21 protein-coding genes are annotated in these 24,085 nt (G+C 70.2%); 16 read left to right on the top strand and 5 right to left on the bottom strand.

Annotated features, from left to right (window positions below):
• The 8 genes from bcsZ to CFB50_RS07385 are packed head-to-tail and all read left to right on the top strand — an operon-like array spanning nt 1 to nt 12,357.
• Nucleotides 1-1,221 carry a cellulose synthase complex periplasmic endoglucanase BcsZ gene (gene bcsZ / locus CFB50_RS07350; protein ID WP_089445407.1) on the top strand — a complete coding sequence of 407 codons (1,221 nt, stop codon included), beginning with the start codon at nt 1-3 and terminating at the stop codon, nt 1,219-1,221.
• Nucleotides 1,206-5,087, top strand: a complete 3,882-nt coding sequence (locus CFB50_RS07355) for a cellulose synthase subunit BcsC-related outer membrane protein (RefSeq protein WP_089445408.1) — start codon at nt 1,206-1,208, stop codon at nt 5,085-5,087. Before bcsZ ends, CFB50_RS07355 begins: the two co-directional genes overlap by 16 nt.
• Nucleotides 5,088-5,104: 17 nt before the next feature.
• Nucleotides 5,105-7,069, top strand: a complete 1,965-nt coding sequence (bcsE, locus tag CFB50_RS07360; protein ID WP_089445409.1) for a cellulose biosynthesis protein BcsE — start codon at nt 5,105-5,107, stop codon at nt 7,067-7,069.
• A complete protein-coding gene (locus tag CFB50_RS07365; RefSeq protein WP_069247725.1) occupies nt 7,066-7,284 on the top strand; it encodes a hypothetical protein in 219 nt (72 codons plus the stop codon). The genes bcsE and CFB50_RS07365 overlap by 4 nt, the downstream gene beginning before the upstream one ends.
• The gene (gene bcsQ, locus CFB50_RS07370) at nt 7,281-8,060 is read left to right on the top strand and encodes a cellulose biosynthesis protein BcsQ (protein ID WP_089445410.1); all 780 of its coding nucleotides are present in this window, start codon (nt 7,281-7,283) and stop codon (nt 8,058-8,060) included. Before CFB50_RS07365 ends, bcsQ begins: the two co-directional genes overlap by 4 nt.
• Nucleotides 8,057-10,594: a UDP-forming cellulose synthase catalytic subunit gene (gene bcsA / locus CFB50_RS07375; RefSeq protein ID WP_089446059.1), complete on the top strand. Its 2,538-nt coding sequence runs from the start codon at nt 8,057-8,059 to the stop codon at nt 10,592-10,594. The genes bcsQ and bcsA overlap by 4 nt, the downstream gene beginning before the upstream one ends.
• A gap of 27 nt (nt 10,595-10,621) precedes the next feature.
• Entirely contained in the window at nt 10,622-12,178 is a 1,557-nt protein-coding gene (gene bcsG / locus CFB50_RS07380) for a cellulose biosynthesis protein BcsG (RefSeq protein ID WP_089445411.1), read from the top strand.
• The gene (locus CFB50_RS07385; protein WP_046545421.1) at nt 12,160-12,357 is read left to right on the top strand and encodes a hypothetical protein; all 198 of its coding nucleotides are present in this window, start codon (nt 12,160-12,162) and stop codon (nt 12,355-12,357) included. The genes bcsG and CFB50_RS07385 overlap by 19 nt, the downstream gene beginning before the upstream one ends.
• A gap of 59 nt (nt 12,358-12,416) precedes the next feature.
• Here the strand turns inward: CFB50_RS07385 and CFB50_RS07390 are convergent, their stop codons facing one another.
• The 4 genes from CFB50_RS07390 to CFB50_RS07405 are packed head-to-tail and all read right to left on the bottom strand — an operon-like array spanning nt 12,417 to nt 15,656.
• Nucleotides 12,417-13,319 (bottom strand): pirin family protein, encoded by a 903-nt coding sequence (locus CFB50_RS07390; RefSeq protein ID WP_089445412.1) that lies wholly within the window; start codon nt 13,317-13,319, stop codon nt 12,417-12,419.
• Nucleotides 13,320-13,350: 31 nt separating this feature from the next.
• Nucleotides 13,351-13,743, bottom strand: coding sequence for an OsmC family protein (locus CFB50_RS07395; protein WP_069247730.1), 393 nt, complete (start codon nt 13,741-13,743; stop codon nt 13,351-13,353).
• Between the two features lie 46 nt (nt 13,744-13,789).
• Nucleotides 13,790-15,370, bottom strand: a complete 1,581-nt coding sequence (locus CFB50_RS07400) for a cation:proton antiporter (RefSeq protein WP_089445413.1) — start codon at nt 15,368-15,370, stop codon at nt 13,790-13,792.
• 25 nt (nt 15,371-15,395) lie between these two features.
• On the bottom strand, nt 15,396-15,656 hold the full coding sequence (locus CFB50_RS07405) for a XapX domain-containing protein (RefSeq protein WP_034186741.1): 261 nt from the start codon (nt 15,654-15,656) through the stop codon (nt 15,396-15,398).
• A gap of 275 nt (nt 15,657-15,931) precedes the next feature.
• On the opposite strand from CFB50_RS07405, the gene CFB50_RS07410 reads away from it, so the two are divergent.
• The gene (locus CFB50_RS07410) at nt 15,932-16,618 is read left to right on the top strand and encodes a hydrolase (RefSeq protein ID WP_069247732.1); all 687 of its coding nucleotides are present in this window, start codon (nt 15,932-15,934) and stop codon (nt 16,616-16,618) included.
• A gap of 66 nt (nt 16,619-16,684) precedes the next feature.
• Here CFB50_RS07410 and CFB50_RS07415 read toward each other — a convergent pair whose 3' ends face one another.
• Nucleotides 16,685-17,608 (bottom strand): LysR family transcriptional regulator, encoded by a 924-nt coding sequence (locus CFB50_RS07415; protein WP_089445414.1) that lies wholly within the window; start codon nt 17,606-17,608, stop codon nt 16,685-16,687.
• Between the two features lie 98 nt (nt 17,609-17,706).
• Here CFB50_RS07415 and CFB50_RS07420 point away from each other — a divergent pair, with 98 nt between their 5' ends.
• From CFB50_RS07420 to CFB50_RS39890, 7 genes are all read left to right on the top strand, one after another.
• Nucleotides 17,707-17,874, top strand: a complete 168-nt coding sequence (locus CFB50_RS07420; protein ID WP_043182444.1) for a DUF1427 family protein — start codon at nt 17,707-17,709, stop codon at nt 17,872-17,874.
• Between the two features lie 18 nt (nt 17,875-17,892).
• A complete protein-coding gene (locus CFB50_RS07425; protein ID WP_089445415.1) occupies nt 17,893-19,785 on the top strand; it encodes an amidohydrolase in 1,893 nt (630 codons plus the stop codon).
• Between the two features lies 1 nt (nt 19,786).
• Nucleotides 19,787-20,242: a DoxX family protein gene (locus tag CFB50_RS07430; protein WP_089445416.1), complete on the top strand. Its 456-nt coding sequence runs from the start codon at nt 19,787-19,789 to the stop codon at nt 20,240-20,242.
• A gap of 40 nt (nt 20,243-20,282) precedes the next feature.
• Entirely contained in the window at nt 20,283-21,197 is a 915-nt protein-coding gene (locus CFB50_RS07435; RefSeq protein WP_089445417.1) for a glyoxalase, read from the top strand.
• Nucleotides 21,194-21,892: a YoaK family protein gene (locus tag CFB50_RS07440; RefSeq protein ID WP_089445418.1), complete on the top strand. Its 699-nt coding sequence runs from the start codon at nt 21,194-21,196 to the stop codon at nt 21,890-21,892. Before CFB50_RS07435 ends, CFB50_RS07440 begins: the two co-directional genes overlap by 4 nt.
• A complete protein-coding gene (locus tag CFB50_RS07445) occupies nt 21,889-23,427 on the top strand; it encodes an alginate export family protein (protein WP_089445419.1) in 1,539 nt (512 codons plus the stop codon). Before CFB50_RS07440 ends, CFB50_RS07445 begins: the two co-directional genes overlap by 4 nt.
• A 93-nt stretch (nt 23,428-23,520) precedes the next feature.
• Nucleotides 23,521-23,982 (top strand): DUF3331 domain-containing protein, encoded by a 462-nt coding sequence (locus CFB50_RS39890; RefSeq protein ID WP_373452954.1) that lies wholly within the window; start codon nt 23,521-23,523, stop codon nt 23,980-23,982.
• The last annotated feature ends 103 nt before the right edge of the window (nt 23,983-24,085 follow it).

The raw sequence follows: 24,085 nt of genomic DNA on the forward strand, positions 1-24,085 counted from the left end.
ATGGCGCGGGCAATGGCGAAGCGACGGGCAATGCGGCCGGCGCGGCGCGTCGGCGCGGCCCTCGCGCTGGCGGTGGCGATGACGTGCGCGGCGGCCGGGATGGCCACGCGTGCGCAGGCCGCGGGAGCCGGTGCGGCCGACGCGGGATGCGGCGCGGCGTGGCCGCGCTGGGACGCGTTCAAGCGCGATTTCATCTCGGCCGACGGCCGCGTGATCGACGTCGGCTCGGCCGATTCACGCACGGTATCGGAGGGGCAGGCGTATGGACTGTTCTTCGCGCTGGTCGCGAACGACCGGCGCATGTTCGACACGATCCTCGCATGGACCGAGAACAATCTCGCGCAGGGCGACCTGAGCGCACACCTGCCGGCGTGGCTGTGGGGCCGCGCGCCCGACGGCGCGTGGCGCGTGCTCGACGCGAACGCGGCGTCGGACGCCGACCTGTGGATCGCGTATGCGCTCGTCGAGGCTGGGCGGCTGTGGCACGAACGCAGCTACACGGCGCGTGGCGCGCTGCTCGCGAAGCGCGTGCTCGACGTCGAGACGGCGACCGTGCCGGGCCTCGGCCTCACGCTGCTGCCCGGGCCGACGGGGTTCAAGCTCGCCGACGGCCAGTGGCGCGTGAACCCGAGCTATTCGCCGCCGCAGGTGATCCGTGCGCTCGGCGCGCGCCTGCCCGACGACAAGCGCTGGGCCGCGCTCGTCTCCAGCACCGGACGCGTGCTGCTCGACACCGCACCGAAAGGTTTTTCGCCCGACTGGGCGCTGTATCGCGCGAGCACGGGCTTCGGGCCCGATCGCGACACGCATGCGGAGAGCGCGTACAACGCGATCCGCGTCTATCTGTGGGCCGGCATGCTCGACCGCGCCGATCCGCTCGCCGCGCCGATGCTCGCGCGTTTTGCGCCGTTCGCCGACTACATCGCCGCGCATGGCGCGCCGCCGGAGAAGGTCGACACGACGACCGGCATCGCCGGGCCGAACGACGGCAACGGCGGGTTCTCGGCGGCGGCCGTGCCGTTCCTCGACGCGCGCGGCCAGCGCGCGCTGGCCGATGCCCAGGCGGCGCGTGTCGATACGCTCGCGCGCCAGTCGCCGCCCGGTTACTACACGAGCGTGCTGACGCTGTTCGGGCTCGGCTGGCGCGACGGGCGCTACCGGTTCGGCGCGGACGGCACGCTCGACGCCCGCTGGGGAGGCCGCTCGTGCGCCGCCCGCTGAAGCGCGCCGCGCCGCACGTCGCGGGATTCGCATGGCTCGCGTCGTCGGTGTGCGCGGCGGCGCCGGGCACCGCCGCGGACGCGACGCTGGCGAACCCCGCAGCGCCGGCGACTGCCGCGTCCGCCGATGCGCAGCGTCAGCTCGACACCGCGCGGATGTGGGGCGTCAAGCATCGCGACGACCTCGCGCGCGACGCGCTGCGCAAGGGGTTGCTGATCGCGCCGGGCGATCCCGAGCTACTGGCCGAACAGGTGCGCGTGCTGCTGCGGCTCGGCGATGCGAAAGGCGCGCAGGCGTCGCTCGCGCGCCTGCAGGCGCAGGCGCCGAATGCGCCCGCCACGCGGCGGGCGGCTGACGAATACCGCGTCGCGACGAGCGGGCGGGGCGAGATGGCACAGATTCGCCTGCTCGCGCGCAGCGGCCGCGCGGACGAAGCAGCCCGGCGGATCGTCGCGCTGTTTCCGAACGGCGCGCCGTCGGGTGCGCTCGGCGCCGAGTATTACCAGATCGTGTCGAATGCGCCGGGCGGACGCGAGCCGGCGATCGCCGCGCTGCGCCGCGCGGTCGCGGCCGATCCGCAGGACACGAGCGCGACGATGGCGCTGGCGCGGCTCTTGAACCAGCGCGCCGATACGCGGCCGGAGGCGAACCGGATCGCCTGGGCGCTCGCGAAGCGCGCCGACGCCGACCATACGGAGGCGATGGCGCTGTGGCGGCGCGTGCTGCAGTCGGCCGGTAGCGATCCCGCGTATCTCGATGCACTGCATGCGTACCTCGCGCTCGTGCCGGACGATACCGAATTCGTCGAGCGCGTCGCGGAACTGGATCGCCGGCGCGACGCGCAGCGCCAGCTCGAACGCAATCCCGACTACATCGCGCAGCAGCGCGGCCTGCAGGCGCTCGCGCGCGGCGACCTGGGCGGCGCCGATCCGCTGCTCACGCGTGCCGCGCGGGCGCGGGCGGACGACGCCGACGCGGTCGGCGGGCTCGGCCTGCTGCGCCTGCGCGAAGGGCGGCACGACGAAGCGCGCACGTTGTTCACGCGCGCCGCGACGCTTTCGACCGACCAGCGCGGCAAATGGCAGGGCCTCGCGCGCACCGCGCAGTTCTGGGGGCTGCTCGCGCAAGGCCGCGCGGCGGCCGCCGCAGGCCGTCCGCAGGACGAGGAGCGTGCCGCACGCGCGGCACTCGCGATGCAGCCGGGCAACCCGGATGCGAAGCTGCAGCTGGCCGACGCGTTGCTCGCGCAGCGCGACTGGGCACGCGCGGAGCCGTTGCTGCGCGAGTTGCTGGCCGCGCGTTCGCCGGACCTCTCGGCCGTGCGCGGCACGGCCACGCTGTATGAGAACACCGGCCGCGCGGACCAGATCGGCCCGCTGCTCGATGCGCTGCAAGGCCGCGTGACGGGCCGCGACGATCGGCGCGCGCTCGACGGCCTGCGTGCCGACCTGCTCGCGAACCAGGCGCGCGTGCTGGCGGACAAGGGCGAACGCGGGCCTGCCGCGCAGCGCTACGAGGCGGCCGTGCGCGCGGCGCCCGACGCGCCGTGGACGCGCTTCGCGCTCGCGCGCCTCTACCGCGACATGGGGCTGCCGCAGCTCGGCCGCACGGTGATGGACGACGGGCTTGCGCAAGGCGCGACGCCCGAGATGCGCTACGCGACCGCGCTGTATCGCAATTCGCTCGACGACGTCGCGGGCGCGCAGGCCGCGCTCGCGCCGGTCGACGACGCGCAGCGTTCGGACGGGATGCGGGCGCTTGCGCGCAAGCTCGATGCCGAAAGCGCCCTGGCCGACGCGCGCGGCGCGTACACACGCGGCGATCGCGCGGCCTTCGCCGCCACGCTCGCGCATGCGCAGGCCAGCGCGCCGGACGACCCCGACATGCTCGCCGCGATCGGGGCGCAGTGGATCGACGCGGGCGAACCCGACCGCGGGCTCGCACCGTTGCACGACTGGATCGCCGCGCACCCGCGCGAAGCCGACGCGGACGTGCGGCTGCGCTACGGCGACCTGCTCGGCAGCGCGGGGCGCGACGACGCGCTCGCCGCGTGGCTCGACACGCTGCGCCGGGAACCGTCGCTGACGCCTGCACAGACGGCGAGGATCGAGGACCAGTCGCTGCGGCTCGTGCTGCGGCAGACGGACGACGCGATCGCGCAGCAGGATTACGCGCAGGCGCGCAAGCTGCTCGATCGCGCGAGCCCGGCCGGCCGCGCGGACAAGCGCTATGCGCTCGAACTGGCCGATCTCGAACGCGCGCAAGGCCATTACGATGCGGCGCGCGCCGCGCTTGCGCCGGTCGTCGCGCGTACCCCCGACGACGCCGATACGCAGCTCGCGCTCGCCCGGATCGACGAGGACAGCGGCAATCGTGCCGGCGCGCTCGCACGCGTGCAGGCCGTGCTCGCGCGCACGCCGGACGACGACGTCGACACGCAACTGTCGGCCGTGCGTCGCCTGAATGCGCTGCGCCGTCCGGACGAAGCCGTGCAGGTGACCGACCGGCTGCATGCCGCGTATCCGTCGCGCCCGGATGTGACGGTCGCGGCCGGCCGCGTGGCCGAGGCGCAGGGGCGCTATGACGATGCGGCGTCGCTGTACCGGTTGTCGCAGTCGCAGGAGCGCACGACGGGCGTGAGCCCGGGCCGTGATGGGCTGACGCCCGCGCAGGCCGCGTTCGCGGATCTCCAGCAGCGGCGCAATCCCGAGATCGAAACCGGCTGGACGCCCGCGTACAAGTCGGGCGACGAAGGCATCTCGTCGTATCGCGCGCAGCAGGTGCCGATCTACATGCAGATGCCGATCCGCTACGACGGGCACGTGTTCGCGCAGATCGACACCGTGCATCTCGACCCGGGCACGCTCGACACGAGCAACCCGAACGCGTATTCGCTCAGTACCTTCGGCAGCTACGCGGCGCTCAAGGCGCAGAACGCGCTGACTCCCGCGTCGATCGCGAATCCGCCGGGCTCGCTGCACCAGACGGCCACGGGCGTCGCGCTCGGCGCGGGCTATCTGACGGACGCATGGCGCTTCGATCTCGGCACGTCGCCGCTCGGTTTCCCCGTGCATTACCTGGTCGGCGGCGTGCGCTATCGCTTCGACGCGGGCCCGGCCAGTTTCTCGGTGAATGCGTCGCGGCGGCCGGAAACGAGCAGCGTGCTGTCGTACTCGGGGATGCGCGACCCGTGGACGGGCGCGGTCTGGGGCGGCGTGCGCCGCGATGGCGTGAACCTGCGCGCGTCGGTCGACGTCGGCCGCACGAACCTGTTCGCGGAACTCGGCGCGGGCGTGCTGTCCGGCCGCAACGTCGAACGCAACGCGGAAGTCACGCTGCGCACCGGCTTTACGGTGCCCGTGTACGAGCGCGCGACGATGAAGGTCAGCACCGGGCTCGTCGGCAATGCGTGGCACTACGCGGAGAACCTGCGCTACTACACGTACGGGCAGGGCGGTTACTACAGCCCGCAACGCTACCTGTCGCTCGGCGTGCCGATCGAATGGGCGGGGCGGCACGATGCGCTGTCGTGGGACCTGACCGTCACGGGCGGGATCTCGAACAGCTACGAGAAGGATTCGCTGTATTACCCGATGTCGTCGGACCAGCGGGCCGCGCAGGTGGCGGCCGGGTTCGTGTACGCGGGCAGCTCGACGCGCGGCGTGTCGTTCTCGTACGGGATCAACGGGATCGTCGAGTACCGCGTGAACCCGCACCTGAGTGTCGGCGCGCAGCTGAAGGTCGACCGGTCGCACGACTACGCGCCGAGCTCGGCGCTCGTGTACCTGCGCTATGCGTTCGACGCGCGCGCGCAACGCAGCTGGCTCGTCACGCCGACGCCGGTGCGGCTTTATTCGGATTACTAGGTTACTAGGGGAACGCCGTGAATACGGAACTCGATGCCACCCGTCCCGCATTCGGCGCAGCCGGCCTGCTGGACTGGCTGCGCGCGCTGCTGGGCGCGCCGGCCGGCGGCCGTGTCGGCACGGTGAGCCGGCTCGCGATCGACGGCTTGCCCGATGCGTGGACGCAACTGGAAGCCGGCGGCCTGTACGCGATCTACGCGGCCGGCGCCACGCCGGCCTGCGATGCGCTCGTCTGGGAGAGCGCGCGACAGGCGCGCACGCGCGACGTGACGATCGTGCTCGCACGCGACGCGGCGCAGGTCGCCGACCAGATGCAGGCGCGCGGCTTTGCTGGCGGCGCGCAGCCGGCCGGCTGGCCGCGCAACCTGAACGTGCTGGCGATGCCGCCCGCGGCCGAGCCGGCCAACGGTGACAACACCGGCGCCGGCGCAACCGCGGACGCCCCGCGCCGCGCGGCGCCGGGCCCGTTCGCACGACTGACCGGCGGCCTGCGCGCGATGAAGCGCTACGGTTTTCGCGCGCGCTCGCTGTATTTCGTCGAGGGCGCGCAGCGCTGGTTCAGCTGGGACGACCCGATCGCGCTCGCCGACGAGGCGCATGCACTCGCCGACTGGTGCCGCACGCACCGGATCGCGCTGGTGCTGCTGCTCGATCCCGAAGCGACCCGTGCGGGCGGCGCAGCGCGCACCGACGATGCACCGCTCGTCCGCGATGCGGATCGCGCGCCGCGCAGCGGTTTTCACGGTATCTGCTCGGGCGTCGCGCAGTTGCAGCGCACGCACGGCGAGCTGCTGTGGGTCGTCGATTTCTGGCGGGCGGGCGATACGCTTGCGGCCGGCGAAGTGCGGCCGCTGCGCTTTGCGCCGGGCGGCCGGCTGTCGGCGAACGTCGACGGCGGCGCGACCGAGCCCGCGCACCGGATGAAGATCGCGAGCGACGAGGATCGCGTCGTCGTCAGCCGCGCGGTGCTCGACGGCGCGAACCGCGTGCCGGACGGCTGGGAGGTCGTTGAAGACAACGCGGCCGTCGTCGCCGCATGCGCGCATGCGCAGGCCGCCACCGCGGTGCTGGTGTTCCGCTCGCATGCGCAGCTCGAAGCGCTCTGCGCGGACGTGCACGCATTGCGCCGGCAGTGCGGCGGTGCGCTGAAGATCGCGGTCGTCGAGCGCGGCGAAGTGCTGCGCCAGCAGTTCGAGGTGCTCGTGCTGAGCGTCGGCGCGAGCCGCGTCGTCGCGCGCGACCTGCCGGTATCGCGGATGCAGGCCGCCGTGCACGCGTTGCGCGGCCAGCTCTATGCGCGGCCCGTCGCGGCCGACTATCGTGCGGCGCTCGCGGCTGCGCTCGGCGATTCGGTGCTCGGCTACCTGCCGGTCGGCGCGTTCTGCCTGCGGATTCGCGCGGTGCTCGATCGCGGCGCCGTGCTCGCGCTGCCGCATACGCTCGCGAAGATCGCGCTGCTGCCGAGCGTGTCGCATGTCGACGCGCTGCGGTCTTGCCGGCCGCGCCGCGCGGGCGACGTCGTGACCGCCGATGCCGCGCACCTGTACGTGTTCCTGTTCGCGTGCGAACCGGTCGATGCGGAGGACGCGCTCGCGCGCATCTTCGACGTGCCGGTCGACACGCTGTCCGACCGGGTCGTATGCCTCGGCCACGGCAGCATCGACACCGAGCTCAATGCGCTGAAGGCGGAGAACCGGCGCGCGCCGATCGCCGACTACAGCGATCTGTTCGCGGCCACGCAGCCGGCGGGCGCGACGCGCCAACCGTCGGTGCGCACCGACCTCGGCGCGGCGTTGCCCGACGCGAGCGAAGTGAGCGGCGCGATCGACGCCATCGATACGATCGTCGCGCTCGAGGCGATCGGTGCGACACCGGCGGCCGCGGCTGTCGATGCATCGGCGCCGGAACCTGTCATTCCCGCCGCGCGCAAGCGCAGCGCCGTCCGCAGCGCGATGCCGCTGCGCAAGGAGGGAGTCGCATGATTGCCGAAATCGTCATCGGTTTCATCGTCGGCATCGTGATCGCGGTGCCGGTATGGATCATCGCGCAGCACCTCGGCATCGGCCGCGGTTTTCATGCGCCGCGCGGCATCGACCGGCGCGACGCGGTGCCTTGCGAACTCGTGCCGGTCGCGCTGCGCGGGCGGCTGCTGCCCGATGCGGAGCGCGGCGAGCGCAGCGGCGAGGCGGCCCGATGAAGACGATCGCCATTACGTCGACGACGGGCGGCGCGGGCCGCACGACGCTCACGGCCGCGCTCGCGGTGCTGCTCGCGCGTCGCGGCCGGCCGGTCGTCGCCGTCGAATTCGATGCACAGAACCTGATGGGCGCGACGCTCGGCCTCGACTCGCTGGCCGAGCGTGGCCTCGCGCAGAGCGTGCTCGGCGGCGGCGAGCCGTGGCATGCACAGACGTGGCGTAACGCCGACGGCGTGCTGTTCGTCCCGTACGGGCAGGTCGACGCGGCCGGCGCCGCCGCGTGCGATGCGCGGCTCGCGGCCGATCCCGCGTGGCTGTCGCGCGCGCTCGACGAGATTGCGCTGCCGGCCGACGGCGTCGTGCTGATCGACACCGCGCGCTATCCGTCGACGCAGGCCGAGCAGGCGATTCGCCGCGCGGACCTGACGCTCGTCGTCGTGCCGCCCGAGCCGAGCGCGTGTGCGACGACGGCCGCGCGGCTCGGTGCGCTGCGTGCCGGCGGCGGCGAACTGCAGATCGTCGTGAACCGGCTGAATCCGGCGCGCGACATGCAGCGCGATGCGCTCGGCATGCTGCGCGCGGTCGCGGGGCCGGCGTCGATGCTCGAGCAGCGCATCCACGTCGATGCGGCCCTGCCCGAAGCGCTCGCGCGCGGCAGCTGGATCTTCGACGACGCGCCGTATTCGCAGGCGTCGCACGACCTGAACGGCGTGGCGAACTGGGTCGATACGTGGCTGGCGGCAGGCGCCGCCGGTCGCCGCGGAGCGGCGCGATGAACGCGGGCTTCGTGCTGCGCCTGCGTGCGGTCGGCCGTCGTGCGGCCGACTGGTTCGCACGCGGCATCGGCTTGCCGGCGCAACGCACGCTGGTCGACTGGATCGTGCGGCTGTTCTTCCATGCGCCGCCGCCGGGCCGGCCGGATCACGTGCGCCGCTGGGTGCGCGTCACGTCCCTGCGGCTGGCGCAGGAGTGGGGCGTGCTGCAGCCGCTCAGCCCGCGCGAATGGCTGTGGCGTGCGATCGTGCGTGCGCCGCGTGCGGCGGACGGCCGGCCGGCGCGCGATCCGCTCGCATGGTTCGACAAGTATGTCGTGCCCGTCTACGTGGCCGGGCGCGCGGTCGGCCGGCGCATCGACGCGATGCTCGCGCGCCTGCCGTGGGTGCGCTGGGGCGGCTGGCTCGATGCGCGCGCGAACGGCGTCGGCAGGCGCCCCTGGCTCGCGCCGCTGCTGCTGATCGCCGGCGCGCTGCTGTGGGCCGCGGCCGGGATGTCGCCGCTGATGCCGGGCGCGCAGTTCGCGTTCTTCGCGATCGTCGCGGTGCTGGCGCTCGCGCTGCGCCGCCTGCCGGGCCACCTGCCGACGCTCGCGCTCGCGTCGCTCGCCCTGCTCGCGACGGTGCGCTACGTGTGGTGGCGCACCACGCAGACGCTCGATTTCCGCGGCCCGGTCGAGGCCGTCGCCGGCTACCTGCTGTACGGCGCGGAAGCCTATACGTGGATGATCCTGCTGCTCGGCTTCGTGCAGACCGCGTGGCCGCTCGACCGGCCGATCGTGCCGCTGCCCGACGATCCCGATACCTGGCCGACCGTCGACATCTACATCCCGACCTACAACGAGCCGCTGTCGGTCGTGAAGCCGACGGTGTTCGCCGCGCAGAGCATCGACTGGCCGAGCGCGAAGCTGCGCGTGTATCTGCTCGATGACGGCAAGCGCCCCGAATTCGAGGCGTTCGCGCGCGAGGCCGGCATCGACTATGTGACGCGCGACGACAACCGCCACGCGAAGGCCGGCAACATCAACCGCGCGCTGCCGAAGACGCACGGCGAATACATCGCGATCTTCGACTGCGATCACGTGCCGACGCGCTCGTTCCTGCAGACGACGATGGGCGTGTTCCTGCGCGACCCGAAGTGCGCGCTCGTGCAGACGCCGCACCATTTCTTCTCGCCCGATCCGTTCGAGCGCAACCTCGGCACGTTCCGCGAGATCCCGAACGAAGGCAACCTGTTCTACGGCCTCGTGCAGTCGGGCAACGACCTGTGGAACGCGACGTTCTTCTGCGGCTCGTGCGCGGTGCTCAAGCGCAGCGCACTGGAAGAGGTGGGCGGCGTCGCGGTCGAGACCGTGACCGAGGATGCGCATACGGCGCTCAAGCTGCACCGGCGCGGCTACACGTCGGCGTACCTGCCGACCGTGCAGGCGGCCGGCCTCGCGACCGAGAGCCTCGCGGGGCACGTGAAGCAGCGCACGCGCTGGGCGCGCGGGATGGCGCAGATCTTCCGCATCGACAACCCGTTTCTCGGGCGCGGGCTCGGCCTCATCCAGCGGATCTGCTACGGCAACGCGATGCTGCACTTCTTCTACGGGATTCCGCGGCTGGTGTTCCTGACGATCCCGCTCGCGTACCTGTTCTTCCATCTGTACTTCATCAACGCGTCGGCGCTCGCGCTTGCGAGCTACGTGATCCCGTATCTCGTGCTCGCGAACGTCGCAAACTCGCGGATGCAGGGGCGCTACCGCCATTCGTTCTGGGCCGAGGTCTACGAGTCGGTGCTCGCGTGGTACATCGCGCTGCCGACCACCGTCGCGTTCTTCAGTCCGAAGCACGGCAAGTTCAACGTGACCGACAAGGGCGGCAAGATCGACGAAGGCTACGTCGACTGGTCGACGTCGAAGCCGTATCTGGTGCTGTTCGGGATGAACGTGCTCGCGATCCTCGCCGGCCTGTGGCGGCTGGTGGTCGACCAGGGCGACGAGGCATCGACGATCCTGATCACGCTCGGCTGGACCGTGTACAACCTCGCGATGCTCGGTGCGGCACTGGCCGTGGCGCGCGAGACCAAGCAGGTGCGCGTCACGCACCGGATCGCGATGCGCGTGCCGGCCATGCTGCTGCTCGCCGACGGTTCGACGGCCGCGTGCTTCACGAGCGACTACTCGACCGGCGGCCTCGGCCTCGAAGCGGTGCCGGGGCTCCCGCTTGCCGTCGGTGACACGCTGACGGTGTGCGTGACGCGCGGCGACCGGTCGTTCCCGTTCCCGGTGCGCGTGAGCCGCGTGACGCCGACCCATGTCGGCGTGAGCTTCGACGAACTCACGCTCGAACAGGAGCGCCAGCTCGTGCAATGCACGTTCGGCCGCGCGGACGCGTGGCTCGACTGGCACGAAGGCCAGCGTGTCGACACGCCGCTCGGCGGGTTGAAGGAAGTGTTGCGTATCGGCCTGGACGGCAACGTACGGATGTGGAAGGGTGCGGCGCGCGGCCTGCTGGCCATGCTGGCGCCGAAACTCGATCGGGCGCGCGACTGACGCGGCGCTCATCATGGAGTGGGTTAGATGACGTTCTGGAATCTGTATTTCATCCTGAAGTTCGCGCTGTTCGCGACCGGGCACCTGCAGCCGTTCTGGCTCGCGAACCTCGCGTTCGCGGTGGCGCTCGCGGCGAGCGCACCGATCCGGCGGCGCGCGTGGCGCATCGTCCGGCAGGTCGCGGCGATCGCGATCGCGGCGCCGCTGCTCGCGCGCGAGATGCATGCGCCGCCGCTCGCGCGGCTCGCCGAGGCCGCGCGCGAGGTGAGCACGTTCCGCTTCGAGTACTGGATGGAGCTGCTGCCGCGCCTGTTGCCGCCGGTGCTGCTGCTGACGGTGGCCGGCGCGCTGATCGTCTACTTCATCGTCAATCGCTGGCTGCGCGTCGCGACGTTCGTGCTGGCCGTGCTGATCGTGATGCCGTTGTGGCAGGCCGGCAGCGGGCTGATGGCGCGCGTCGTCGCACCGCTTCCGCAGCAAGCGACCGCGACGGGCACGACGCTCGCCGGCCAGCCGGAGGATCACAACGCCGCGCTCGCGACGTTCCGCACGCAGGAATCGCAGCGGCAGGTCGCGTTCGGCCATCTCGGCAACGATCCGGCCGCGCAGTTCGACGTGATCGTGCTGCACATCTGCTCGCTGTCGTGGGACGACCTCGATGCCGCGAAGGTGCGCAACCACCCGATGCTGAGTCACTTCGACTACCTGTTCAATAACTTCAGCACGGCCGCGAGCTACAGCGGCCCGGCCGCGATCCGCGTGCTGCGCGCGAGCTGCGGGCAGGAAGCGCACGCCGACCTGTACAAGCCGGCGCCGCAGCAGTGCTACCTGTTCTCGCAGCTGGCGAGCGCGGGCTACAAGGTGCAGTCGCTGCTGAACCACGACGGCCACTTCGACAACTTCCTGCAGGTGATCCACGACAACATCGGCGTGCCCGACGCGCCGCCGGTGTCGAACGCGGCCGCGCCCGTCGCGATGCACGCGTTCGACGGCTCGGAGATCAAGAGCGACTACGCGACGCTCGCGAACTGGTACGCGCAGCGCGCGTCGGTGCCGGGCCCGGTCGCGCTGTACTACAACACGATCAGCCTGCACGACGGCAACCGCGTCGTCGGCAGCGCGCTGACGAGCATCGACTCGTATCCGCAGCGCGTGACGAAGCTGATGGACGACTTCGATCACCTCGCCGACCTGATCGCGCAATCGGGCCGCCGCGCGGTGATCGTGTTCGTGCCCGAGCACGGCGCCGCGCTGCGCGGCGACAAGTACCAGGTCGCGGGCCTGCGCGAGATCCCGACACCGCGCATCGTGCACGGGCCGGTCGGCGTGCGGCTCGTCGGCTTTACCGGCAACCACGGCGCGACGACCGTGATCGACCAGCCGACCAGCTTCCTCGCGCTCGCGCAACTGCTGTCGAACCTCGTGTCGAACAGCCCGTTCAAGCCGGGCACGACGCTCGCGCAGTACGCGGCCGACCTGCCGCGCACGCGGATGGTGGGCGAGAACGAGGGCACGGTGACGATGCAGACGGCCGCGGGCTACTCGGTGAAAACTCCGGATGGCGTATGGATCGACGAACAGTAATTCTCCCCGCCGACAGCGACGATGATCGCCTGTCGCAACCGAACGACGTGCTCGGCCTCGCGCGGCATCTGCCCGCGCTCGATCCCGAGCGTTACGTCGACGAGCAGGCGCGCCGCGCGTTCATCGAGTCGCTCGACCGCTGGCCGACGCTCGCGAAGCTAATGGGATTGAAGCGGTAAACGCACAACGGCCGGCAGGTGTGCCGGCCGTTGCGTGGCTCGCCTGCGGGCGAACCCGCTTACTGCGCGTTGTTGCCTTGTTGCGCCTTGCGTTCCGGCTGGCGCGTCCACTCGTGTTCTTCGCCCGGCACCTTGCCGAAGGTCTGATCGGCCCACGCCGCACGGGCCGCATCGATCTTCGCGCGCTCGCTCGATACGAAATTCCATTCGATGAAGCGCTCGCCCGGCAGGTGCGCACCGCCGAGCAGCATCACGCGTGCGCCGTTCGTGCTCGCCAGCGCCACGGTCGCGCCCGGCTCCAGCACCGCCATCGTCGCGGCAGCGAGCGGCGTGCCGTCGATCGAGAGATCGCCGTCGACGAGGTAGACGCCGCGCTCCTCATGTTCGGCATCGAGCGCCAGCGTGCCGCCTGCCGCGAATTCCGCATACGCATAGAGCGTGGGCGAGAACACGGCGACCGGCGACGTGAGCCCGAACGCGGTCCCCGCGATCACGCGCACGCTCGCCCCGTCGCGCGTGAACGACGGCAGCGTGTCGGCCGCATGATGGACGAACGCGGGCGCGGTGTCCTCATGCTCGACCGGCAACGCGACCCAGGTCTGGATCCCGTGGACCGGCTGATCGCGCGGCCGGTCTTCGTCGGGCGAACGCTCCGAATGCACGATGCCGCGGCCGGCGGTCATCCAGTTCACGTCGCCCGGCACGATCTTCTGCCGGAAGCCGAGGCTGTCGTGGTGCATCAGCGAGCCGTCGAACAGGTAGGTGACGGTCGCGAGGCCGATGTGCGGATGCGGCAGCACGTCGATGCCGCTGCCGGCCGGCAGCACCGCCGGCCCCATCTCGTCGAAGAAGATGAACGGGCCGACGAGGCGGGCGGCGCGCGCGGGCAGCACGCGGCGCACGACGAGGTTGCCGATGTCGCTTTCGCGCGGCGTGAGCAGGGTCTTGATCGAGGCGGACATGGTGGGGATCTGGTAGTCGAGGCGGGGCGCGTCAGGCGATCGCCGTGTCGATGGTGATCGGATGCGTGAGGATCTTGTGCACCGGGCACGCGTTCGCGATCTGCAGCAGCCGTTCGCGCTGTTCGCCAGACAGGTCGCCTTCCAGCGTGATGCGGCGCACGATCGTGCTGCCCGCGCTGCCCGATTCGTGCGCGAGCTTCACGTGCACTTCGGTGAGCGGCCAGCCCTTGCGCTGCGCATACATCTTCAGCGTGATCGCGGTGCATGCACCGAGGCTCGACAGCAGCAGCGCGACGGGCGTGGGCGCCGCATCGCCGCCGCCGAGCGACGCCGGTTCGTCGGCGCGCCACTGGTGGACGCCATCGCTGAAGTGGACGAGGTAATCGACGGAGCCGATGCTCGCTTCGACGGACAGTTCGCTCATTGCAGTTCCATGTGAAAAAGGGGGAGGCCGGCGGACGGGCCGGGCGTCACGGTTCGAGCAGCCGCTGCAGCCGCAGTTCCTCGAAATCGAGTTCCGATTCGATCCGGTGCAGCACGGCGTCGTCGACCTTGCCGTCGCGATGCAGGTCGAGCAGCGCGCGGCGCGACACGCCGACGAGTTCGAGCTCGACGCGCAGCATGCGCGCCCGTACGTTGGCCGGCTCGGCGCCGTGGCGATGCGCGCGTTCGTTGAAGGTGACGCGATTCCGGTATTCGGCGAGCAGGCGGTCGAGCGACGGCCGCTCGAGGGTCGAGCCGCGCTGCTCGAGCGCGTCGAGTTCGGCGAGCGCCGCGCCGAACGCATGCGCACGCACCGCATGCTCGGACATCGTGTGCCGCGCGGCCGGGCGCAGCTTCAGCACGCGGATCAGCGGCGCGAGCGTGCCGCCCTGCACGACGAGCGTGGCGATGATCAGCAGGAACGTGCTGAACAGGATCAGGTCGCGGCCGGGGAAATTGGCAGGCAGCGCGATCGCGGCCGCGAGGCTCACGACGCCGCGCATGCCCGACCAGCCGAGCACGACGGCTTCGCGCCACGACCACGGTGCATGGCCGGCGTGCGGCGCGCGCAGGCGGCCCGGCAGCCACATCGCGACGAACACCCAGACGATGCGCGCGGAGATCGCGGCGGCGGTGGCGGGCAGCGCGACGCGCAGGCCGGCCATCAGCACCGCGCCTTCGTGGTTCACGCGCGCGAGGATCGCGTGCAGCGCGAGGCCGATCAGGATGAACACGAGCGCGTCGAGAACGAACACGATCGCTTCCCAGGTCGCCTTCGCCTTGATCCGCATGTCGGCGTCGAACACGCGATGCTGGCGCACGCCGAGCACGAGGCCGCAGGTGACGACCGACAGCACGCCCGAGCCGTCGACGGCTTCCGCGATCCCGTAGCTGCCCCACGCCATCGCGAAGGTCACGACGATGCCGAGCATCGGGTCGCGCAGGCGCGGCAGCACCCAGCTCATCGCATGGCCGCACGCGAGACCGACCGCGATGCCGATCAGCGTGAGCGAGAAGAACAGGCCGGTGGCGCTCGCGGCCGTGATCGACACGGCGAGCGCGGCCGACACGGCCATCTGGTACAGCAGCAGGCCCGACGCATCGTTGACGAGGCTTTCGCCTTCGAGCACCGCGACGAGCCGCGCGGGCAGCGGGTGGCGCTGCAGGATCGCCTTCGCGGCGACCGCATCGGGCGGCGACACGATCGCGCCGAGCGTGAAGCAGGCGGCCCATGGCAGCGCCGGGTTCACCGCATGCACGGCGAGCGCGACCGCGACGGTCGTGAACACCACGGCGCCGAGCGCGAGCGACGCGATCGATGCAAGCTGCTGCCGGAATTCCTTCCACGCGGTGTAGAACCCGCTCGACATCAGCAGCGGCGGCAGCACGGCCGCGAGCAGCAGCGCCGGGTCCATGTCGGGCACGCGCTTGCCGGCAACCGCGACCACGCAGCCGCCGAGCAGCAGCACGACGGCCGGCGGAATCGAAATCCGTTCGGCGAGCCACGTGAGTGCGCCGGCCCCGCAGATCAACAGCAGCAGGTAATGAAACAGTTCGACGTTGGTCATGCGTGGCCGGTGCTGAACGATTGCGTCACGACGGCTTGCGATCGTTCGTGGTGCCGCCGGGCAGCGCGCCGAACATGTGCTGGCTGCATTGTGCATCGCGCCATGCGGTGTTCAGCCGGTGTCCGGAAAGCATCCGGCGCGCGACGGGCAGGATCTGTTCGCCGGCCAGCATGCCGAGCAGGCCGGTGAGCGCGATGATCGGCGGGGCCGGCGAGTTCACGCCGAGCGCGCCGTAGATGACACCGGCGAGGATGCCGGCAAGCAGCGACAGGAAATACGGTTTCATGGCGGGCGTCCCGTGATGGCAGACGAGCGGCGCGGGGCGCGCCGTCAAGATTTCGAAAGCGTATCGGGTTTGCGTGAAGAAAAAAAGAGCGGGCAGCCCCGAACAGGCATCGATTCAGGAATCGGATCGATTCCGTTTCTTGGGTGTTCGCGCCGCGCGTTTGCGGCTTAAATGTTTCGGCCCGGACGACGATCCGGCGCTGACGTACCTCCGGCTCCTCCCGTTCAGACGGTCGAGGCAGGCCCCCTTTTTTCGTTCACAGGACACCTTGCGCCATGAGCAATCCGAAACTTGAAGTACTGACGCCGCAGAACAGCCAGCTGATCTTCATCGACCAGCAGCCGCAAATGGCGTTCGGCGTGCAGTCGATCGATCGCCAGACGCTGAAGAACAACGTCGTCGGGCTCGCGAAGGCCGCCAAGGCGTTCAACGTGCCGACCACCATCACGACGGTCGAGACCGAGGCCTTCTCCGGCCATACCTTCCCCGAGCTGCTCGACGTGTTCCCGAACCAGAAGACGCTCGAACGCACGTCGATGAACTCGTGGGACGACCAGAAGGTGCGCGACGCGCTCGCCGCGAATGGCCGCAAGAAGGTGGTCGTGTCGGGTCTCTGGACGGAAGTCTGCAATACCACGTTCGCACTGTGCGCGATGCTCGAAGGCGATTACGAGATCTACATGGTGGCCGACGCATCGGGCGGCACGTCGCAGGCCGCGCACGACTTCGCGATGCAGCGGATGGTGCAGGCCGGTGTCGTGCCCGTCACGTGGCAGCAGGTGCTGCTCGAATGGCAGCGCGACTGGGCGCGCCGCGACAGCTACGACGCGGTGATGGCGATCGCGAAGGAGCACTCGGGTGCGTACGGGATGGGCGTCGACTACGCGTACACGATGGTTCACAAGGCCGCGCAACGCACCGCAACGCCGCACGAGTCGCTCGCGGCAGTACCGGCGAAGTAACGGACACCGGCCACGATCGCGGCAACGGCCGGCCGCGGCGATCTGCTGTCGCCGGCCGTCGCCCGCTCAGGCTGCAGGCAGCGCCCACGGCGCGCGCGCGAAGTGCTCCGCGAGGAAGTCGAGCAGCACCGTCACGCGCGCGGCGCGCAGCATGCCCGGCGGCGTGACGAGGTTGACGTTGATGTCGGCGATCTTCCAGTCGGCCATCACTTCCTCGAGCTCGCCGCGCTGCATCGCGTCCCACACCAGGAACTCGGGCTGCAGCGCGAGGCCATGACCGGCGATGAGCGCGGGGACGATCACGTCCGCGTTGTTGGTGCGAATGCGGCCGTGCACGGATACGCCGACCTCGTCGCCCGATGCCGCGTGGCGGAAGCGCCAGTGTTCGGGTGTCGGCAGGTTCGTGTAGGTGAGGCACACGTGCTGTTCAAGGTCGCGCGGGTGCGCGGGGCGGCCGCGCCGGTCGAGGTATGCGGGCGACGCGACGAGCGGCCGGCGCACCGCGCACAGCCGGCGCGAGCGCAGCGACGAATCGCTCAGCTCGGCGATGCGGATCGCGACGTCGAAGCCGCCGGACACGATGTCGACGATGTGATCGGTGAGCACGAGGTCGATGTCGACGCGCGGATAGCGTTCGAGAAACGCGGGCAGCACCGGCGACAGGTGACGCACCCCGAACGACATCGGCGCATTCACGCGCACGAGGCCGTGCGGTTCGAGCGCCTGGGCGGACGCTTCGCTCTCGATCAGTTCCGCGTCGGCGAGCAGGCGGATCGCGCGGTCGCGCAGCAGTTCGCCGGTCGGCGTGAGCGACAGCTTGCGCGACGTGCGGTACAGCAGCATCGCGCCGAGACGTTTTTCGAGGCGCGCAATGGCCTTCGACACCGTCGGCTGCGATACGCCGAGCAGGTCGGCGGCTTTCGCGAACGAGCCCGTCTCCGCGACGCGCGCAAAGATGGCCCAGGCTTCGAGATCAGGAAGGTATTGCATGATCGGGATGAATGGCAGGGAAGCGGAACGGATGCAGTGCACCGCGAAAGCGGGCGTGCGATGCAGGTGATTCTAATCCGGCCGGGAGAAAAATCGTTATGGAATCTTATCTACTTTCGTTGGGCGCCGGCGTGCTGATCGGCGTCGTGTACAGCGTGATCAAGGTGCGTTCGCCGGCACCGCCGCTGATCGCGCTGGTCGGCCTGGCCGGCATGCTGATCGGCGCCCAGGCCATCGCGCCGGTCCGTCACTGGCTCGGCTTCTGACCGCATCGAGGACACTTCATGAGCGCAACCGCTACTCAACCCGATCTCATCCTGCACAACGGGCGCATCACGACGCTCGATCGTGCGAACCCCGTCGCCACCGCCGTGGCGATCAAGGACGGCCGCTTCGTCGCGGTCGGCTCCGATGCCGACATCGTGCCGCTCGCGGGCCGTGCGACGAAGGTCGTCGATCTCGATTGCCGCAGCGTGCTGCCGGGCCTGATCGACAACCACACGCACGTGATTCGCGGTGGCCTGAACTACAACCTCGAGCTGCGCTGGGATGGCGTGCGTTCGCTCGCGGTCGCGATGGAGATGTTGAAGCAGCAGGTCGCGATCACGCCTGCGCCGCAATGGGTGCGCGTGGTCGGCGGCTTCACCGAACACCAGTTCGTCGAAAAGCGCCTGCCGACGATCGACGAACTGAATGCGGTCGCACCCGATACGCCCGTGTTCATCCTGCACCTGTACGACCGCGCGCTGCTGAACGCGGCCGCGCTGCGCGTGGTGGGCTACACGAAGGACACGCCCGAGCCGCCGGGCGGCACGATCCTGCGCGATGCCGCCGGCAACCCGACCGGCCTGCTGCTCGCGAACCCGAACGCGACGATCCTCTACGCGACGCTCGCAAAAGGCCCGAAGCTGCCGTTCGAGTATCAGTACAACTCGACGCGCCATTTCATGCGCGAACTCAATCGCCTTGGCGTGACGGGCGTGATCGACGCAGGCGGCGGGTCGCAGAATTATCCCGACGATTACGAGGTGATCCGCAAGCTGCACGACGCGGGCGAGATGACGATCCGCATCGCCTACAACCTGTTCACGCAGAAGCCGAATGCGGAGAAGGAAGACTTCGTGAACTGGACGAAGAGCGTCAAGTACCACGACGGCACCGACTACTTCCGCCACAACGGCGCGGGCGAGATGCTGGTGTTTTCGGCGGCCGATTTCGAGGATTTCCGCGTCGCGCGCCCGGACCTGCCGGCGCAGATGGAGGACGATCTCGAAGGCGTCGTGCGCGTGCTCGCGCAGAACCGCTGGCCGTGGCGCATGCATGCGACCTATGACGAAACCATCAGCCGTGCGCTGGACGTGTTCGAGAAGGTCAACGAGGATATTCCGCTCGACGGACTGAACTGGTTCTTCGACCACGCCGAAACGATCTCGGAGCGCTCGATGGACCGCATCGCCGCGCTCGGCGGCGGCATTGCGGTGCAGCACCGGATGGCGTACCAGGGCGAATACTTCGTCGAGCGCTACGGTGCGCAGGCGGCCGAGGCGACGCCGCCGGTCGCGAAGATGCTCGAGAAGGGGCTCAAGGTGTCGGCCGGCACCGACGCGACGCGGGTGGCGTCGTACAACCCGTGGGTGTCGCTCGCGTGGCTCGTGACGGGCAAGACGGTCGGCGGGATGCGGATGTACCCGCAGCGCAACCTGCTCGATCGGGAGACCGCGCTGCGCATGTGGACCGAGTACGTGACGTGGTTCTCGAACGAAGTCGGCCGCAAAGGACGCATCGCGGTCGGGCAACTCGCCGACCTGATGGTCCCCGATCGCGATTTCTTCACGTGCGCGGAGGACGATATCGTCGAGACGACTGCATTGCTGACGGTGGTCGGCGGCCGGATCGTGTGGGGCGCGGGGCCGTTCGCGTCGCACGACGCGCCGATTCCGCCCGCGATGCCGGACTGGTCGCCGGTGCGCGAGTACGGCGGCTACGGCGGCTGGGGCGCGACGCAGCGCAACGGCGCGCCGCTGCAGCGCGCCGCGGCGGCCGCCGCGCAGTGCGGTTGCGCAAGCGCGTGCGGCCTGCACGGCCATGCACACGCGAACGCGTGGAGCCGCGCGTTGCCGACGTCGGACGCGAAGGGCTTCTGGGGCGCGTTCGGCTGTTCGTGCTGGGCGGTCTGACATGGCGACCCCGACCCATCACGCCGGCACCGGCAACCCGGCGTGGGTCCGCGCGCTGCTCGCGCAGCCGTGGGTCCTGCCGCTCGCGCGGCTGGCGCTGGTGTCCGCGTACCTGATCGGCGGCGTCGCGAAGGCGCTGGACTTCAATGGCGCGGTCGCGGAGCAGGCGCATTTCGGGCTGCAGCCGGCCACGCTATGGGCGGCGTTCGCGATCGCGGTCGAGATCGCCGGCTCGCTGTGCATCGTGCTGGGTCGCTTTACGTGGCTCGGCGCGGGCAGCCTCGGTATGCTGACGCTGGTCGCGATGGCGGTGGCCAACGATTTCTGGAACCGCACGGGCGCCGAGCATTTCATGGCACTCAACAGCTTTTTCGAGCATCTCGGGCTGATCGCCGCACTCGTGCTCGCGACGCTGCTCGCCGATGCGAAGCGCGCGGACGGCGACGGCCGCGCGTGACCGGTTGCACCATTCGATGACACAACAAGGAAACCTGATCATGATGACCATTCGATCCGCACTGTGCGCGCTGACGATCGCGGCCGGCTGCGTCGCGGCGCCGGCGACGTTCGCGAAACCGCCGGTTCCGACGCCGCCGGTGCCGGTGCTGGCCGTCGGGCCGCAGTACGACACGACGCACGTGTGCGTGGCGCCGGAAGACTTCGACCGCTTCACCGACAGCTTCGTCGCGACGTTCGGCGGCAAGAAGTCGAAGCAGGGCGTGTTCCAGGTCACGCCGACGCCGAGCCAGACGATGTCGCAGCTCGTGCTCACGCCGGTCGGCACGGTGTCGGTGTTCGGCTTCAAGACGCCGATCCCGTATCCGTTCTGCGCGGAGCGCACCGGTTATCTCGTCACCGACATGGACGTCGCGATGAAGACGGCGCGCGCACACGGCGCGGACGTGGTCGTCGACACGTTCCCCGATCCGATCGGCCGCGACGCGATCATCCGCTGGACCGGCGGGCTGAACATGCAACTCTATTGGCATACCGAAGCGCCGCACTACGACGCGCTGGAGACGGTACCCGAGAACCGCGTGTACGTATCGCCGGAAAGCGTGCACAAGCTGGTGCACGATTTCGTGAAGTTCTCGAATGGCAAGGTGGTGTCCGACACCCTCAAGGCGCCGGGCATCGAGATCGGCCGGCCGAACGACACGTATCGCCGCATTCGCATCGAATCGGGCTTCGGCAAGATGACCGTGCTCGTGACCGACGGCCACCTGCCGTATCCGTACGGGCATGAAATGACGGGCTATGAAGTCGCCGATCTCGCCGCGACGCTGAAGAAGGCGCAGGCCGCGGGGGTGACGGTGCTCGTGCCGCCGTTCACGTCGGACGGCCGTGACGCTGCGCTCGTGCAGTTCCCGGGCGGCTATGTCGCCGAGATCCACGCGAGCGCCGCGCGATGAAGCACGAGGACACGATCCTTGCCGCGGTGGCCGGCTTCGTCGACACGCTGAGCTTCGTCGCGCTGTTCGGGCTGTTCACCGCGCACGTGACGGGCAACTTCGTGCTGATCGGCGCGGGCATCGCGGGCTTCGGCCAGGGCGTCGTGCTGAAGCTGAGCGTGTTTCCCGCGTTCGTCTGCGGCGTGATCGCGAGCAGCCTGATCGCGCGGTCGATGTCCGGGCGGCCCGCCTGGCAGGGCACGCGCACGCTGCATGCGGTGCAGGCCGTGCTGCTGCTCGGCTTTTGCGCGGCCGGCGTGTGGGCGACGCCCGTCACGCAGCCCGACAGCCTGCCGGCGCTCGTGGCCGGCATCGTCGGCACGTTCGCGATGGGCGTGCAGAACGCGCATCCGCGCGTGATTGCGCGCGCCGGCGGCGTGCCGAACACGGTGATGACCGGTAACGTCACGCAGGCGATTCTCGACGTCGTCGACATGCTGTCCGCCGGCACGGCCGATGCCGCGCGCACGGCGGCGCGGGCGCGCTTCGGCAAGATGCTGCCGGCGATCGTCGCGTTCGCACTCGGCGCCGCATGCGGCGCGCTCGGGTTTCGCTTCGTCGGGTTCCTCGCGCTGCTCGCGCCGGTCGGCGCGCTCGCGACGCTTGCCCTGTGCGCGGCACGAACGGCGGGTACGACCACCCAGGAGCGCGCATGATCGAGCGGGGAGGGAGGAGACATCACGGCCAGCACGCCGCACAGGCCGCGTGCGTGTCGATCGTCGCGGGGCTGCTGTTCGCGGGCGCCGACGCGGCATGCGCGCAAACGGCGGCGGCATCGACGCCGGCTTCCACGCCGGTGCAGGAACCGGCGCCGGCCGCGTCATCGGCAACGCCAACGACATCGGCGACGACAACCGCCGCTGCCGCATCGACCTGCACGGCCAAGCGCCCCGTGGTGCTGTTCAACCGCTGGCAGGAAGACTGGTCGGTGCTCGCGAATCCGTGCGTGCCGCGCGCGCCGCTCGACGGGCTGAAATACATGCCGCTCGGCAACGATCCGGCTTCCTATCTATCGCTCGGCGTGAACGTGCGCGAGCGTCTCGAGACCAATGACGCGCCGCTGTTCGGGATCGGCTCCGCGCAATCGGATACGTACCTGATCCAGCGCATCGAAGTGCATGCCGATGCGCATCTCGGCCAGCACTGGCAGTTCTTCGTGCAGTTGCAGGACGCCCGCGCGTTCGGCAAGAACACGGTGTCGCCGGTCGACAAGAACCCGCTCGATCTCGAGCAGGCGTTCGCGACCTACACGGGCGCGCTCGGCGGCGGCACGTTCAAGTTCCGCGTCGGCCGCCAGGAGATGGCGTTCGACTTGCAGCGTTTCATCGCCACGCGCGACGGCCCGAACGTGCGGCAGGCGTTCGATGCGGTCTGGGCCGTTTACGAGTACCAGAAGTGGCGCTTCATCGGCTATGCGACGCAGCCGGTGCAGAACCGCAACGCGTCCGATTTCGACGACGTGTCGAATCGCGATCTCACGTTCAGCGGCGTGCGCTTCGAGCGGCAGTCGGTCGGGCCGGGCGACCTGTCCGGCTATTGGTCGCGCTACAACCGCAACAACGCGCGGTTCCTCGATGCGAGCGGTCCCGAGCATCGCGACGTGTGGGACGTGCGCTACACGGGCACACTGGGGCGCTTCGACTGGGATCTCGAAACGATGCTGCAGACCGGCACGGTCGGCAACGCGACGATCGGGGCGTGGGCCGTCGGTTCGATTGCCGGCTACAAGCTCGATGCGCCGTGGTCGCCGCGCATCGCGCTGCAGGTCGACGCGGCGTCTGGCGACCGGCATCCGCACGACGGCCGTGTGAGCACCTTCAACCCGCTGTTTCCGAACGGCTATTACTTCACGCTGGCCGGCTATACGAGTTACGCGAACCTGATTCACGTGAAGCCTTCCGTGACGCTGAAGCCGTCGGCGAACCTGTCGTTGCTCGGTGCGCTCGGCTTCCAGTGGCGCGAGACGACCGGCGACGCCGTCTATCAGCAGCCGAACATCCCGGTGCCGGGCACGGCGGGCAAGGGCGGGTTGTGGACCGGGATGTACGTGCAGCTGCGCGCGGACTGGACGATCGCCGCGAACCTGATCGGTGCGATCGAGGCCGTGCATTTCCAGGTCGGCGATGCGATCCGCCAGGCGGGCGGGCACAACGCCGACTATGTCGGCGTCGAGCTGAAGTATGGGTGGTAGCACGCGCGCCGCGGCGCGTCCTCCGGTGAAGCGTTGCCCGATGCGTGGTGCCGGATGAATGCGCGTGTGCAGGTGCTCGCGTATTCGGACGAGATGCTGATCGTGCGCTGGCTCGCGCCGGGCGGCGCGGAACAACGCTGGGCGCCGGGGCGTGCGCTGCGCTCGGGCCACTGCGCGCTGTCCGGCGAGAAGATCGTCTGCGGCGACGCCGTGTTCAGCCCGCGCGGGCGGGCGCCATTCGAATCGAAAGCGATGATCCTGGCGGCGGCGCTCGACCGTCCGCGCGTGTCGACGGTTCGCCCGCACGTACAGGTGCTCGAGCGCTCGGCGCAGCTGCTGGTCGTGCGCTGGGTCGAGCCGGGGCGTGCGCATTTCGGCGAGCAGCACTGGAAACCGGGGCGCGCACGGCAGGCCGGTGTCTGCGTGCTGTCGGGCGCACGGATCGCGTGCGGGGACGACGTGTTCCGCCCGAGCGGACGACCGACGCCGCCAAATGCGCGCGCGATGATCCTGGCCATCGCACTCGATGGCGTCCGGCTGCAGCGCGGCGGGTGATGCGGCGCGCACGTGTTGACGTTTGCGTTTGCGCAATGACAAAGGGCGGCCGGAGCCGCCCTGTGTCATGGGGTGGCCGGCATCGCGCCGGCCGGTTCATTGC

It is taken from the genome of Burkholderia sp. AU33423 (genome assembly GCF_002223135.1).
GTDB lineage: Bacteria > Pseudomonadota > Gammaproteobacteria > Burkholderiales > Burkholderiaceae > Burkholderia > Burkholderia lata_D.

Bases quoted from the DNA above. Each gene is read 5' to 3' on its own strand.
- bcsZ (WP_089445407.1), top strand. From the start codon at position 1: ATGGCGCGGGCAATGGCGAAGCGACGGGCAATGCGGCCGGCGCGGCGC.
- CFB50_RS07365 (WP_069247725.1), top strand. From the start codon at position 7,066: ATGATTGCCGAAATCGTCATCGGTTTCATCGTCGGCATCGTGATCGCG.
- bcsQ (WP_089445410.1), top strand. From the start codon at position 7,281: ATGAAGACGATCGCCATTACGTCGACGACGGGCGGCGCGGGCCGCACG.
- bcsA (WP_089446059.1), top strand. From the start codon at position 8,057: ATGAACGCGGGCTTCGTGCTGCGCCTGCGTGCGGTCGGCCGTCGTGCG.
- bcsG (WP_089445411.1), top strand. From the start codon at position 10,622: ATGACGTTCTGGAATCTGTATTTCATCCTGAAGTTCGCGCTGTTCGCG.
- CFB50_RS07385 (WP_046545421.1), top strand. From the start codon at position 12,160: ATGGATCGACGAACAGTAATTCTCCCCGCCGACAGCGACGATGATCGC.
- CFB50_RS07390 (WP_089445412.1), bottom strand. From the start codon at position 13,319: ATGTCCGCCTCGATCAAGACCCTGCTCACGCCGCGCGAAAGCGACATC.
- CFB50_RS07395 (WP_069247730.1), bottom strand. From the start codon at position 13,743: ATGAGCGAACTGTCCGTCGAAGCGAGCATCGGCTCCGTCGATTACCTC.
- CFB50_RS07400 (WP_089445413.1), bottom strand. From the start codon at position 15,370: ATGACCAACGTCGAACTGTTTCATTACCTGCTGCTGTTGATCTGCGGG.
- CFB50_RS07405 (WP_034186741.1), bottom strand. From the start codon at position 15,656: ATGAAACCGTATTTCCTGTCGCTGCTTGCCGGCATCCTCGCCGGTGTC.
- CFB50_RS07410 (WP_069247732.1), top strand. From the start codon at position 15,932: ATGAGCAATCCGAAACTTGAAGTACTGACGCCGCAGAACAGCCAGCTG.
- CFB50_RS07415 (WP_089445414.1), bottom strand. From the start codon at position 17,608: ATGCAATACCTTCCTGATCTCGAAGCCTGGGCCATCTTTGCGCGCGTC.
- CFB50_RS07420 (WP_043182444.1), top strand. From the start codon at position 17,707: ATGGAATCTTATCTACTTTCGTTGGGCGCCGGCGTGCTGATCGGCGTC.
- CFB50_RS07425 (WP_089445415.1), top strand. From the start codon at position 17,893: ATGAGCGCAACCGCTACTCAACCCGATCTCATCCTGCACAACGGGCGC.
- CFB50_RS07430 (WP_089445416.1), top strand. From the start codon at position 19,787: ATGGCGACCCCGACCCATCACGCCGGCACCGGCAACCCGGCGTGGGTC.
- CFB50_RS07435 (WP_089445417.1), top strand. From the start codon at position 20,283: ATGATGACCATTCGATCCGCACTGTGCGCGCTGACGATCGCGGCCGGC.
- CFB50_RS07440 (WP_089445418.1), top strand. From the start codon at position 21,194: ATGAAGCACGAGGACACGATCCTTGCCGCGGTGGCCGGCTTCGTCGAC.
- CFB50_RS07445 (WP_089445419.1), top strand. From the start codon at position 21,889: ATGATCGAGCGGGGAGGGAGGAGACATCACGGCCAGCACGCCGCACAG.
- CFB50_RS39890 (WP_373452954.1), top strand. From the start codon at position 23,521: ATGCTGATCGTGCGCTGGCTCGCGCCGGGCGGCGCGGAACAACGCTGG.